This is a genomic window from Shewanella sp. YLB-07, from assembly GCF_009377275.1.
Genome location: NZ_VOQB01000004.1, coordinates 77,276 through 90,363, shown reverse-complemented (window position 1 = coordinate 90,363; position 13,088 = coordinate 77,276). Strand labels below are relative to the sequence as shown.

The window sequence follows — 13,088 nt, the reverse complement described above, 5'->3', positions numbered from 1 at the left end:
CATGTCTCTGACGCCTGATGATTCTAAAACCAATAGATATAAGTTCCAATAACTCGGTTAAGCCTTAACCTTCTTATTCAGGTAAGGCATGACCAAGAGCACCACTCCAACGATGAGGAATGGCACACTCAGCCATTGACCCGCACTCAAGGTCATCTCGTCGGCGTAAGCCGCCTGCTTAACCTTGACGAACTCTATGGCAAAACGAGCACTGAAAACAAGTACCAGGAACAGGCCGAAGATAGCGCCTTCTTTCTGCTTCATCTCGGTGAATTTGTAAATTGCCCAAAGGCCGATAAAGATAGCCAGATAAGCGAAGGCTTCGTATAGCTGGGCCGGATGACGAGGTAACATATCGACGCGCTCGAAGATAATTGCCCAAGGTACATTGGTCGGCAGGCCTAATATCTCAGAGTTCATGAAATTAGCCATGCGCACGAAGAAACCAAAGATTGCAGTGGCTATGGCCAATCTATCCAACAGGAATAGGAAGGGCATATCCACCTTACGGCGGTAATAGTAAAGCGCCAGAATTGCGCCTAAACCACCACCGTGGCTGGCGAGTCCTCCTTCCCAGATGGCAAAAATCTTCAGTGGATTACTGAAATAATAGGACGGGTCATAGAAGATAACGTGAGCCAGACGAGCGCCGACGATAATGCCTATTACACAATACATCAGCAAATTATCTAACGACTCGACGGGCAGCTTCTCCTTGATATAGATGCGCTTCATCACCTGAAAACCACAGGCGATAGCCGTAGCGAATAGGGCACCATACCAATGCACTTTAAGCCCCATGAAGGAGATCAATACGGGGTCGACGTTCCAAACAAAATGGTCCAAAATTCAGCCTTCCAGTTTCTTTTTAAAAGTAGAGAGATTTAGGTTGTTTGGGCAGTTTTACGCTGAACTTAGTGACTTGGCAAGTTTTCTTAAAATATCTCCATGGCTATTTGAGCCAGATGGGAGATTATGACTAAACTTCGATACCTTCTACTTGGCTTCTGCGCTCCAATAATGTCACATTTCTCCAAATGCCGTTCATCTTGCCTAACCTATCTCTGGTGCCTAAAACGCTAAAGCCACACTTCTTATGAATATGCAGACTCGCTTCATTTTCAGGAAATATCCCAGCCTGAAGCGACCAAAGTCCTGCGACTTCAGATTGATCAATCAACTCAAGTAGCAGACTAGTTCCCACTCCCATCCTCTTAGCCGAACTACTGATGTAGATACTCACCTCAGCGACACCAGCATATACCGCACGGTTTGAGACACTAGACAAGGCCGCCCATCCTACCAAGTTGCCATTTCGCTCTGCAACTAACCGACACTCCTTCAGCATAGCCTCATCCCACTCCGGCCAGCTTTTAACTTTTTTCTCAAACGTCGCGTTACCAGTTTTGATCCCTTGAAGATAAATACTCTGCACTTGCTCAAAATCGCTTTCAACAAATTCTCTAATCTGGACCATTATCTATGTTCTTCCTTCTGACCTTAATTAAACACAGCTTTATAATTCTTTATAGAAGAGTACTGTGGTATCTAGTCCGCCCGTTGAACTCAGCGCGAAACCTGGAATTTCACCCACTTTCACATATCCAAGCTTAGAGTACATGCTTTCTGCGATATCCCCCTTCTTGGTATCGAGTACCAACAAGCTCCGGCAAAGCGTACTAGCTAACACCTCAGCCTCCTGCATCAAGCGTTTTGCCACTCCTTGCCCCCTTGCTAAAGTGTGCACCATCAGCTTTTCTATTTCTGCCCTATGCAAGCCGTTCGCCTTATTGCAAACTGAAACTTGTACCGTGCCCACCAGCTTTCCACTCAAGTTCGCTACCAGTAGATAGCGGGTGCCCTTAGTGATATCTGCTTGCACTCCATACCAGTATTCTTGTGACTCTCGTTGAGAAAATGGACCAATAAAGCCCACCGATGCACCACTATCGACACAGTCACAGAGCAAAAGAACTAGCTGACTTTGAATGACGCTATCACTCACACCTTGAGTCATATCTATAATTTCAATAGTTTGACTAACACCACAAGCTTCACCCACTCAATATCTCCTTGTTAATAACCTCTACTCGATACTTGCTTCAGCAAAAAATAAGCCAACTAATACTAATACCAACATCAGAAAATAAGTGAGCGAGCGCAGGATGCTAATGCCTATTATTAATCGATAAGAAAATCCAGGAAGGGGGGAGATGTAATGAGAGCTGATTCGAATCAGGTGACAGCGGCTGAAACTAGAGTTAGTGGAGCTTAGTGAGCCAAACGTGATTCGGCTCACTATATTTTCAAAGTGATGTCAGTTTAGCGAGCAAGAGCACTAAATAGCTGATTAAACTTTTCTAAACCTTCGTAGATTAATTCATCAGATATGGTCAAGGCTGGCAAGAAACGAATAACATTACCGTAGAAGCCACAGGCAAGCAGAATGAGGCCATGCTCGGCCGCCTTACCTATGATCGCTTGGGTCAAGGCGGTATTAGCCTGCTCGCTATCACCGTCTATAACCAGCTCGATGGCGATCATGGCACCTTGATTTCGCACTTCACCGATCAAGTTTGGATAGCTGGCTTGCAAAGCAGTCAGCTGCTCATTGAAAATTTGACCTATTTGATCTGCACGATGAATCAGGTTTTCCTCTTCGATCACCTCAAGCACCGCAAGTGCAGCAACACAGCCAACAGGAGATCCACCATAGGTACCGCCAAGGCCACCAGGCAGAGGCGCATCCATTATCTCACTCTTACCCACAACCGCGGCGATTGGAAAACCGCCGGCAATCCCCTTAGCCATAGTGATCAAGTCAGGCTCGACATCGGCATGCTCGAAACTGAACATCTTGCCGGTGCGGCCAAAACCCGTCTGGATCTCATCGGCGATCAAGACGATCCCATGTTGATCGCACAAGGCACGCAATGCCTGCAGAAACTCGGCTGGTGCGGCATAGAAGCCACCTTCGCCCTGAACTGGCTCGACGATTATCGCCGCCACATCGCTTGGGGCGATATCCACCTTGAACAGATTTTCAATCGCCTTTAGTGAATCTTTTATCGCTACATCATGAAATGCCATCGGAAATGGTGCATGAAAAATATCACCGGGAAACGGTCCGAAAAGATGTTTATAAGGGCTAATTTTCCCCGTCAGCGCCATGGTCAAATTTGTACGACCATGAAAGCCACCATTGAAGGCAATAACACCGCGGCGGCCAGTATGCGCCCTGGCTATCTTGACGCAATTCTCTACCGCTTCTGCGCCAGTTGTGACAAAAATAGCCTTCTTCTCGCTTGGTCCAGGTGCAATCTGGGTCAGCTTCTCCGCCAACTCCACCGCAGATTCATAGGGGTTGATCATCACGCAGGTATGACTAAACTTATCCAGCTGGTCCTTGACCGCAGCGACAATCTTGGGATGACTATGACCGGTATTACACACGGCGATACCCATGCCGAAATCAATATAACGATTACCGTCCACATCCCAGAGCTCAGAATTTTTTGCTCTATCAACATACACAGGATAGACATTACCCTGACCACGGGCGATAACCTTAACCTTTCGTTCTTGTAAGCTACTGTTTGTCATTATTATAATCCTATTTTTTCAACCCTAAGTCCGAAAGCTAAGATGACGGCCTTTGCCCTATCGCTTCGCCTGTTCGACGGGCATAGCCCTAGTAGCACAGCGTCATCTCAGCCACACCAGCGCAGCGTCGTCTCAGCCACACCAGCGCAGCGTCGTCTCAGCCACACCAGCGCAGCGTCGTCTCAGCTGTTACTTATCTATTCCACCCATACACAGATACTTGATCTCCATATAGTCGTCTAAACCATACTTAGAACCTTCGCGGCCATTGCCCGACTGTTTAACCCCACCGAATGGTGCCGCGGGGTTGGAGATAATGCCTTCATTGATACCAACCATGCCGTATTCAAGCCCTTCGCCTACACGCCACACCCGGCCAATATCGCGGGAATAGAAGTAAGCCGCTAAGCCATATTCGGTGTCGTTGGCTAATGCAATGGCTTCCTCTTCGGTATCGAAGCTGATAATTGGCGTCACAGGCCCAAATATTTCATTAGCTGCCAAGGGCATATCATTGGTGACACCAGTCAGGATTGTTGGCTCATAGAAATTGTTACCTGCAGCGCTGCGTTTACCACCGGCAATAATTTTTGCCCCGGCGGCGACGGTTTCTTCCACGAGCTTATGCACGCCATCGACCGCTTGTGATGTGATCATCGGGCCTAAGTTAACGCCATCGGCCAGGCCATCGCCAATCTTAAGCTCGGCCACCGCACTGGCAAACTTATCGGTGAACTCCTGAAGCACGCTACTCTGAACGAAGATGCGGTTAGTACAGACACAAGTCTGGCCTGCATTACGATATTTAGACACGAGTGCGCCTTGGACTGCGGTATCGATATCGGCATCATCAAATACGATAAAGGGCGCGTTACCGCCGAGCTCCATCGACACCTTCTTAACCGTAGTGGCCGTTTGGGTCATCAATATTTTGCCAACCGCTGTCGAACCGGTGAAGGTGAATTTAGACACGTCCGGATGCTGAGTCAGTACCTTGCCCATACCGGATGAGTCCAACCCCACAACCACGTTGAACACACCGGCTGGCACGCCAGCCCGCTCGGCAAGTTCGGCCATGGCGAGCGCCGACAGCGGCGTAGACGGTGAAGGTCGCACCACGAAGGTACAGCCCGCTGCCAGAGCCGCTGCCGCTTTACGGGCGATCATGGCATTAGGGAAATTCCACGGCGTAATAGAGGCGACGACGCCCACTGGCTGCTTGATAACGATAATACGTTTATCACCGGCTGGTGCCGGAATAGTATCGCCATAGACTCGCTTACCCTCTTCGGCGAACCAATCGATGAAGGCTGCACCATAGGCAATTTCACCTTTAGCTTCGGCTAACGGCTTACCTTGCTCTAAGGTCAAAATACGGCCCAGGTCATCCTGACTCTCCATCATCAAGTTGAACCAGCGACGTAAGATAGCAGCACGCTCATTGGCCGATTTTTTTGACCAGGCTGGCAGGGCTTTTTTTGCGGCAATAACGGCCGCTTCCGTCTCGGTAATCCCGGCGTTACATACTTGAGCCACGACTTGGTCATTGGCTGGATTAATGACATCGAATCTCTCACTCCCACCATCCAACTGGCTATCACTCCACTGGCCATCTATGTAAGAGCTGAGCTTCACTAATCCTGAATCGTTAACTTGTTGCATAATCACTCCAGTGTGCTGTCATCTTGTCAATGGCACCCGTTTCTTCTCCAAAAATGAAACTGGTACTAAAAATTCATATAGCTATTGAATAGCAAATTTAACTCGGGTTAAATACAAAACAATAAACCTTATGTTTTATGTCTGTAAAACTATATGCGGTTAACTAGGTGGCAATTTGAAAAACATTAGCAATAAAATTAACAGTAAGCGCTCCATCATCCCAAAAGCTGTCACCGAATATGACCTACGCCTGCTGAGAATTTTTCGTACTGTGGTCGAGAATGGTGGCTTCTCTGCATCTGAATCAGAGCTCGGGGTGACCCGCTCAACCATCAGTGTGCACATGTCTAACCTAGAGAGCCGCATGAAGCTCAAATTATGCAGTCGAGGACGCGGCGGGTTCGCGCTGACTGAAGACGGTCAGGCGATCTACCATGCCTGTATCGAACTATTCGACTCGCTTAATGATTTCTCGAGACTCGTTAATAACTTAGGTGAAGAGTTGAGCGGCGAGTTAATCATACTGTGCGCCGATCAGCTCGATACACGTATGCAGCTAAAACTAGCAGAGGTAGTGAAGAAGATACATAAGGCTCAGCCACAGCTGCATCTGGTACTCGACAATGAAGCCCTGAAACACATCGAAAAATGCCTGCTTAAAGAGAAGGCCCACATAGGATTACTCCCCAGTTATCAGCAGATCGAAGGGCTGGATTATCAGACCATTTATAACGAACCCATCTACTTATGTTGTAGCCATGCTCATCCATTTTTCCAACTTAAAGATGATGAGATTAGCCTTGAGATGCTAACGCAGACACCCGCCATTCATCCCGGCATCGATATAGATGCAGAGGGCAGAGAGCAGTTAAAGCGACTCAATCTATGTGCCAAGGCTTATCAGTTTGATACCCGTAAAACCTTAATTCTCTCCGGCTGCTATATTGGCTATTTACCACTGAGCTACATTCAACAGGAACTCGAAGCCAAACAACTAAAGATTATTCATCGAGATAGCGCCTGTTATCAATTTAATCTTTCACTGGTGTCTAAACACAACCCACGCGAAACCAGTAAAATTGAATTACTCAAAGCAATATTCGATGAAGTATTTAATCGAGAGTAATCAAGAAACATAAACGCTTGCAGTAGTGACTCAGGCCAATAGACTCAAAAATAGGTGAGATGAAAGCTAGACCTGCTCGCTAAACGCTAACTTGATGCCGAAACAGATGAAGAGTCCACCGGCGAGCCTATTGAGCACATTAGAGATTCTGGTGCTTTGTTTCACTTTACGGCTCAATGACGATGAAGACCAGGCCAGAAAGTGGCACCAAAGCATGCCGTTGATATTAAAAATCAGGCCTAAGACAATAAAAGAGAGCGCTTTATTCGGTGCATCATGGGTAATAAATTGTGGCACGAAGGCTAAGAAAAACAGTGCGACCTTAGGATTAAGTACATTTGTCATAAAACCCTGATAGAAGATCTTCTTCAATGGCGCCTGACTCTGTTCTCTATTTTTGACCGCTGGCCCAGCTTTACTGAGCAGCATAGAGACCCCCATATAGATAAGATATCCACAGCCGAGGATCTTGATGATAGTAAAAGCCATCGCTGATGTCGCCAAAATAGCAGATAAGCCAAAAGCTGCCGCAAAGATATGCACTAAGGTTCCACTGGCTATTCCGCAAGCCGCGGTCGAACCCGCCCTAAAGCCTTGGGAGGCACTACGGCCTATGATGTATAAAGAGTCAGGTCCGGGAATGATGTTTAACATGATGCCTGAAATGACAAATAGCCAAAGTTCATTAATACCTAATTCCACAATATCTCCTTCCCCCGAAACAAGGTCACAGTCTAACTCAATATATGACAGCTATCATCAGCAGGTTTTCCATCATTTATGATCCCTATCAAAAAGAGCACTAGCTCAAAATAGATAAGCCATCGACAGCCCGTTACTTTATATAAAAGATGGGCGATATACGCCTGATAAAACCGCAATTATTTGTCATATTTTTGACGCGCAAGTAAACAAGAAGATGGACTTAATCTTATGATTATCAGTTTTTTGTTCGAAAAACACTCCATTTGATAGGTTTTCGCACTGGCCAGCATAGCTTGAAAATAGTGTTCATTTACAAAGTGATCAGACTCAAAGAGCTGTAAAGAAAGAAGTTACTTAGTCTAATTAACTGAAATGTAGTACCCCTTTGCTACCCTTTCGTCAGTCAAGTCACTTACATTAGCCCACCCTTTCATTATCGGCAGTAACTTTTGACTACGGGCACAAATATGATCAATGTATTGACACGCTTTAAGGCACAAAGTGGCAAAGAACAGGCGCTTCTTGAGCTCCTCAAGAGCTTAGTTCAACCGACTCGAAATGAACTGGGTTGTGTCAAATATGAACTTCACCAAGAAAATGAAAAGCAGGGGCGTTTCATTTTCATCAAGAGCTTTGTCGACCATGCTGCATTCGAAAAGCATCAAAATACCGGACACTTCAAACGTCTAAAAAAAGAGATGCCTGAACTCATTGCTCAAGAACCTGAAATTATCATCTTATCCCAACACGCATAACCGGATAATAAATCATAAGTTGTGGTTACTAAGTAAATTAGAAAGTTTGTACACATCCCTGAATGGTAATAAAGACGATGAAGATATATAATACCTTAAAATTCAACATATTAAATAACGTCAAGTGTGCGAATCAAAGTTATGGATAATCTGTTTTTCGACAACCCCACCAGCCATTACTTGCCTATTCAGAAATCCATCCGAATCCAGGGGCATGTGACCAGCATCTCATTGGAAAAGCTGTTTTGGGATCTGTTAGATCAGATTGCAGAGAGCCAAGGTGTGAAAAGAAACCAATTTATCGCGAGCCTATACATAGAAGCACTAAACCATCACGGTGATGTAAAGAATTTCACTTCATTGCTTAGATCGGCCTGTGTCCAGCATATCTTGTCGAAGGAGAATGTTTAACTGTAACGCCATACACAGGTTCACCTTAGACTCAGTAATTCCATGTCTAATAATTCCATACCTAGTAGCTTCGTATCGATCACCACCATTCTCTGTGGTAGGTTTTAGGCCATAAGTCATATTACAAACTAATCGATATTAGACTGTTTCCACTCTTGGATGATCTGCAGATAACTGCCATCTTGCTTCATCTGCTGTAAAGCCTGGTCAAATTTATCTCTGACATGGCTAAGGTGACTCTTCTTAGAGAAGGTCATATAGGTCGGCGTCGATTGCACCTCTTTTGTTAATCGCTTGATGTTCTTACACCGCTTTAGCGAACCACTCTGTATCGTTTTTATCTCTTTATCGACATAAAAAATGGTATCTTTCTCGGCGATAAGTATATCGATGTCTCCGGTACACAGCTTAAGTAACAAGGTTGAAGATTCTACATCGACACTCACCCGCTTGATCACCTTGGTCTCCACCGCATTATCGAAAATAGTCCCATAACTAAAATCTTTCCTCATACCAAAATGGTAATCACTAAGTGCTGTCAGGTCACCATCGAACTCAATATCAGAATCTTCCGCCACGAATAGCATCACCACTTCCTGCATCAATACCTCCTGACTATAATCGGCATAGACTTGCCGTTCAGGCCTGATGAGTACCTCAAATAAGCCGTCGATCTTGCCCTCTTTCAACAATTTAAGCGCTCTGGACCAGGGAAGAACCTTAAAAGCTATTGGCTGCTCAATGCGCCTAAAGACCTCCTCAACCAATTTCACCGAAATGCCATCGAACTGGACTCCACCTTGTGGATCGTCTCGGGTGAACTCATAAGGGGGATATTCGACGATGGCAATGTCGAGAGCATGATCGGCTCTCACTTGCAGGGCAAAGAGGTTGCACACAAGCAGTATGATTACCATGGTGACACCCATGATGGCTTTCTTCATGATTCACCTTAGTCAGCAATAAGCTAGATCACAGTGAGGTTTATGGATAGTAACTACAAGTTTAGACCAAATCCTTCTGTTACTATCACATACTGCTCTAGGCGGTCACATACCTTTCTAGGAAAAATAATCCCTCAGAAGTAATGAGGCTTCACTGTCTCTAATAAAGCCATCGATGAAGATCTAATACCAAGCCTATTTAAACTTGTTAAGCAGTTCGGCGTTAAAGTCCTCAATCGATACGATCAGGTTATGCTCACTGATTGCGGCTTGAAGATCATTAATATCTTTCTCCAATTTTCTCAGGGTAAGCGTATTGTTATCAAGCTGATAGACCTGTTTCTGAGTCTGATAATAGAAACTTAATATGACCAAGGCGTCGATATCATAGTTAGCAGCGGCGGCCTTGATCTTCTTCAGTCGACGATAGACACGGTTATGCAGCGCTTTGAGCCGCCAAACATAATAGACCTCTGCCAAATAGGGTTTGTCTTTGACCTGCATAAGCACCACAACAGAAATAATGGCAGCCATGACAACACCTAGTAAATTTAAGTGAAAATTCCCAGTCGCCTCACCGCTCATGTCCTTAGCATCAGCAAACAAGGCAATGAGCCCAGTTCCAAAAGCCAAGGATAGTAAGATGAGACTGGTAACCAGCGCGATTGTGACGACATTCAAGTGCTTACGATATACAACTTTATCTATCTCTTGTAACTTCATTATTTGACCCTTTATTTTTCAGGCTTAAATTTTAAGTTGTTAACCCTCACTTGTATAGCTTGAGCTTGCACCTTTTAACTCACTTCTATTAAATGAAATGCAGATGTCCACAATCGGTTTCGGAGTTCCCATGCAATACTAAATCATCGCCATGTTCAGCGTCCTCATATTGAGCGTTACAGCCAACGCGAGCGAGCAATATATCTGTGCTCTAGACAATCAACAGAGAATTATTGAGGTGATCTACAGCAATCCATCTGAGGCTGTCCCCTGTCAGGGGAAATACCATAAGCATAACCAGATAGCGAGCCTAAAGAGATAAACAAAAGACTCGCCTTCTCCCCAACATCTTGTTAACAATAACTATCTAGTAAAATATGTGTCCCAAGATCATGTCATTAATCTTGATTAAACAATGGGATAGTGAAAACGCATGCTGAGCGGACAAGTAAAAACAAAATGGAAGTAAAAACATCTAGACGTCTAAATTGACAGACGTCTATTTATCTCATATCCTGCCGACTAATGAGATCGACCATTCTGCTTATATCGACTGCTTTTGAGCTTAAGAATTAACAATTCACTCAAATTCTGGTCAGGAATAGACAGCGTGTTCCAGCTAGGAGGCATGGGAACTAATGGTTCATTTACGTGACTGGATGAAATTGAGTTAGAACCCCTCCAGCTTACGAGTAATAGTTTAAGACTAAACGTTTTAAAATAAGTGACTAGATAAGAGAGAAGACTTTGACCACATCGACCAATGCCTCAGCAAGCGCTCAAACAAATAGTACCAATACACCAACGGCCTCATTTGTTGCCCTACTGCCGTTATTTCTATTCCTCGGCCTATTTATCGGCGCCGGAGTTTACTTTCAAAGTCAGGGCGTTGATTTTGCTTTCTATCAACTTCCAAGCGTCGTAGCCATACTGCCTGCAATTATCTTTGCCTTAATCATCTCTAAACAGAAGCTTAACCAGAGCATAGAGACGTTTATTGCCGGCATAGGTCATGCAAACATCATAGCCATGTGTTTGATTTACTTGCTTGCTGGTGCATTTGCTGCCGTGGCTAAAGCCACTGGCGGTGTGGATGCCACTGTTGCTTTAGGTCTGTCACTTGTGCCATCTAACTTACTCTTACCCGGCTTCTTCGTCATCGCAGCTTTCATCGCTACCGCCATGGGTACCTCTATGGGAACAATAGCTGCAGTCGCGCCTATCGCACTTGGTGTAGCTAACGAGGCTCAGATAGAGCTAGCCCTGATGGCTGGCGCGGTAATTTCTGGTGCACTTTTTGGTGACAACCTCTCTATCATCTCCGACACGACCATAGCGGCGACACGTACCCAAGGCTGTGAGATGAAAGATAAGTTCAAAGAGAACCTTATTTTCGCGATTCCAGCGTCGATTATTACCCTGATAGCCTTCACCTTCGCGGGTCAAGGTCAGGCCGATGTGGCCGCTCAAGAGATAGACTTTGTTAAGGTCATACCTTACCTAACCATCTTAGTATTAGCCGTCTCAGGCCTGAACGTATTTGTAGTACTGACTATCGGTATCCTGCTTGCTGGTATCACAGGTTTGGCCACTATGGATTACGGCGTCATCCAATTCGGTCAGGATATCTACACAGGTTTTGGCAACATGCAGGAGATCTTCATCCTTTCTATGCTAGTGGGTGGTCTAGCGGCACTGATGCAGCAGCAAGGTGGTCTGGCATTCGTCAGTAAACAAATTGAAAAGTTAATCGCGAAATTCTCCAAGGCCAAAGGTGGCGCTTCGACTCGTGCATCTGAATTAGGCATGGCAGGCATCGTTGCCCTAACTAACACCTGTGTCGCCAATAACACGGTATCAATCGTGGTAACTGGCGGTATCGCTAAAGAGCTGGCACAGAAACACGATGTAACCCCTAAGCGTGCAGCCAGCATCATGGATATCTTCTCCTGTATTATTCAGGGACTTATTCCTTATGGTGCTCAGGCCCTGCTTATCGCATCGACCTTTAGCATCTCGCCACTGGAAGTAGTAACTCACGCCTGGTATTGCATGATCTTGGCCCTAGTTGCTATCTCAATTGTCATCTTCCGTAAACGTGCCAGCTAAACCCGCTATGCATCTTAAAAACGGCTACAACTTATGTGGTATTGCAGATGCAGCTTAAATAGGGCAAATTGATATCCAGTTAAGCTAAACTTAATATTGCTCCCAAGAGCTTGATTTAGCTGAAACGATAGGGATATTCAATTTCGACGTAATTTGTAAACGTCGATAAAAGTAAAGGAGTGCAGCTTACTGCGCTCCTTTTTTATTTTTAAAATCCATATGCCGTACTGAGAAAAGCTGAAAACCGATGCAAGGTGAATTAAAAACACATTCAACCCATTATGACCTACACAGATTAGTGGTACTGATGATCTTAGTCGGTGCCTGTGTCACATCGGTGGGGATCTCCATCTCTGTCTGGGCTGAATATCAAGATATCGGCATGCAGGTCTTCTTCAGACGTTCAGACTTACTCGGTGATTATGTTCACTCCCCTCTAGCCTATGTCTTTAACATGTCACTGATTATCGCAGGCTCTTGCATACTGCTCGCCATGTATGGTCTGTATTTGCTTAAGCTAGGCGACTTTAGCCACTTTTTATCGATCACAGGCTCTTGGGTCGGCCTGTCTATTATGCTGATAGGCGTCTTTCCCATTAATTATTTAGACGAACATAGACTAGTGTCCACCAGCTTCCTATTGGCCACATTTGTTCTACACCTAGTTACTATTTCCACTAGATTTACCCATAAAGAGATCTGTTCAAGACCCCTGTTTATATTGGCCATCTTTGGTTTTATCAGTGCATCTGGCCTAATCTATCAACTGGACTGGAACATCTTAGACTTCGCCCCTTGTTTGCATGAAGAAGGCGACGTCTGCTGGGTAGCGCTAAATATGTGGTTACAAACCAATATCACCATGCTCTGGTGCGTGTTACTGGCGCTAAATATCAGAAAGTTGGCCATTAAGCAGCATGATGTCGAGTCACAGAAGCAGATGTCAGGTTGGTAGCCCCCTATAAAGGTATTAAGCTTTAGGCTGCCAACCTTGAAACATGTTGGCAGTTAAGCTGGTTTAGGTGCTAACCTTGCGACTCAACTCTGTTT

13 protein-coding genes are annotated in these 13,088 nt (G+C 45.2%); 5 read left to right on the top strand and 8 right to left on the bottom strand.

The window, feature by feature from the left end:
• Positions 1–57 precede the first annotated feature (57 nt).
• The 5 genes from lgt to FS373_RS09975 form a co-directional block, all read right to left on the bottom strand.
• Entirely contained in the window at positions 58–846 is a 789-nt protein-coding gene (gene lgt / locus FS373_RS09995) for a prolipoprotein diacylglyceryl transferase (protein ID WP_144044972.1), read from the bottom strand.
• A gap of 133 nt (positions 847–979) precedes the next feature.
• Complete coding sequence (locus FS373_RS09990; protein ID WP_144044971.1) at positions 980–1,477, bottom strand: GNAT family N-acetyltransferase; 498 nt, start codon at positions 1,475–1,477, stop codon at positions 980–982.
• A 39-nt stretch (positions 1,478–1,516) separates the two neighbouring features.
• Positions 1,517–2,062 carry a GNAT family N-acetyltransferase gene (locus tag FS373_RS09985; protein WP_229381079.1) on the bottom strand — a complete coding sequence of 182 codons (546 nt, stop codon included), beginning with the start codon at positions 2,060–2,062 and terminating at the stop codon, positions 1,517–1,519.
• A gap of 260 nt (positions 2,063–2,322) precedes the next feature.
• A complete protein-coding gene (gabT, locus tag FS373_RS09980; protein ID WP_144044970.1) occupies positions 2,323–3,603 on the bottom strand; it encodes a 4-aminobutyrate--2-oxoglutarate transaminase in 1,281 nt (426 codons plus the stop codon).
• A gap of 189 nt (positions 3,604–3,792) precedes the next feature.
• Positions 3,793–5,265: an NAD-dependent succinate-semialdehyde dehydrogenase gene (locus FS373_RS09975; protein WP_152829367.1), complete on the bottom strand. Its 1,473-nt coding sequence runs from the start codon at positions 5,263–5,265 to the stop codon at positions 3,793–3,795.
• A 175-nt stretch (positions 5,266–5,440) separates the two neighbouring features.
• Between FS373_RS09975 and FS373_RS09970 the strand changes: the two genes are divergently transcribed.
• Entirely contained in the window at positions 5,441–6,391 is a 951-nt protein-coding gene (locus FS373_RS09970; RefSeq protein ID WP_152829366.1) for a LysR family transcriptional regulator, read from the top strand.
• Between the two features lie 66 nt (positions 6,392–6,457).
• Here FS373_RS09970 and FS373_RS09965 read toward each other — a convergent pair whose 3' ends face one another.
• Positions 6,458–7,096, bottom strand: coding sequence for a LysE family translocator (locus FS373_RS09965; RefSeq protein WP_229381216.1), 639 nt, complete (start codon positions 7,094–7,096; stop codon positions 6,458–6,460).
• A gap of 467 nt (positions 7,097–7,563) precedes the next feature.
• Between FS373_RS09965 and FS373_RS09960 the strand changes: the two genes are divergently transcribed.
• Complete coding sequence (locus FS373_RS09960; protein WP_144044968.1) at positions 7,564–7,851, top strand: putative quinol monooxygenase; 288 nt, start codon at positions 7,564–7,566, stop codon at positions 7,849–7,851.
• Between the two features lie 141 nt (positions 7,852–7,992).
• Complete coding sequence (locus FS373_RS09955) at positions 7,993–8,262, top strand: ribbon-helix-helix domain-containing protein (RefSeq protein ID WP_040571566.1); 270 nt, start codon at positions 7,993–7,995, stop codon at positions 8,260–8,262.
• Between the two features lie 128 nt (positions 8,263–8,390).
• Here FS373_RS09955 and FS373_RS09950 read toward each other — a convergent pair whose 3' ends face one another.
• Together FS373_RS09950 and FS373_RS09945 are read right to left on the bottom strand one after the other, a co-directional pair.
• Complete coding sequence (locus FS373_RS09950) at positions 8,391–9,206, bottom strand: substrate-binding periplasmic protein (protein ID WP_144044967.1); 816 nt, start codon at positions 9,204–9,206, stop codon at positions 8,391–8,393.
• Positions 9,207–9,401: 195 nt separating this feature from the next.
• Positions 9,402–9,929 carry a DUF3087 domain-containing protein gene (locus FS373_RS09945; protein WP_144044966.1) on the bottom strand — a complete coding sequence of 176 codons (528 nt, stop codon included), beginning with the start codon at positions 9,927–9,929 and terminating at the stop codon, positions 9,402–9,404.
• Positions 9,930–10,676: 747 nt separating this feature from the next.
• Between FS373_RS09945 and FS373_RS09940 the strand changes: the two genes are divergently transcribed.
• The gene (locus FS373_RS09940) at positions 10,677–12,038 is read left to right on the top strand and encodes a Na+/H+ antiporter NhaC family protein (protein ID WP_144044965.1); all 1,362 of its coding nucleotides are present in this window, start codon (positions 10,677–10,679) and stop codon (positions 12,036–12,038) included.
• A 247-nt stretch (positions 12,039–12,285) separates the two neighbouring features.
• Positions 12,286–12,993, top strand: a complete 708-nt coding sequence (locus FS373_RS09935) for a DUF998 domain-containing protein (RefSeq protein WP_185976952.1) — start codon at positions 12,286–12,288, stop codon at positions 12,991–12,993.
• The last annotated feature ends 95 nt before the right edge of the window (positions 12,994–13,088 follow it).

Bases quoted from the DNA above. Each gene is read 5' to 3' on its own strand.
- FS373_RS09945 (WP_144044966.1), bottom strand. From the start codon at position 9,929: ATGAAGTTACAAGAGATAGATAAAGTTGTATATCGTAAGCACTTGAAT.
- FS373_RS09990 (WP_144044971.1), bottom strand. From the start codon at position 1,477: ATGGTCCAGATTAGAGAATTTGTTGAAAGCGATTTTGAGCAAGTGCAG.
- FS373_RS09935 (WP_185976952.1), top strand. From the start codon at position 12,286: ATGCAAGGTGAATTAAAAACACATTCAACCCATTATGACCTACACAGA.
- FS373_RS09975 (WP_152829367.1), bottom strand. From the start codon at position 5,265: ATGCAACAAGTTAACGATTCAGGATTAGTGAAGCTCAGCTCTTACATA.
- FS373_RS09960 (WP_144044968.1), top strand. From the start codon at position 7,564: ATGATCAATGTATTGACACGCTTTAAGGCACAAAGTGGCAAAGAACAG.
- FS373_RS09950 (WP_144044967.1), bottom strand. From the start codon at position 9,206: ATGAAGAAAGCCATCATGGGTGTCACCATGGTAATCATACTGCTTGTG.
- FS373_RS09955 (WP_040571566.1), top strand. From the start codon at position 7,993: ATGGATAATCTGTTTTTCGACAACCCCACCAGCCATTACTTGCCTATT.
- gabT (WP_144044970.1), bottom strand. From the start codon at position 3,603: ATGACAAACAGTAGCTTACAAGAACGAAAGGTTAAGGTTATCGCCCGT.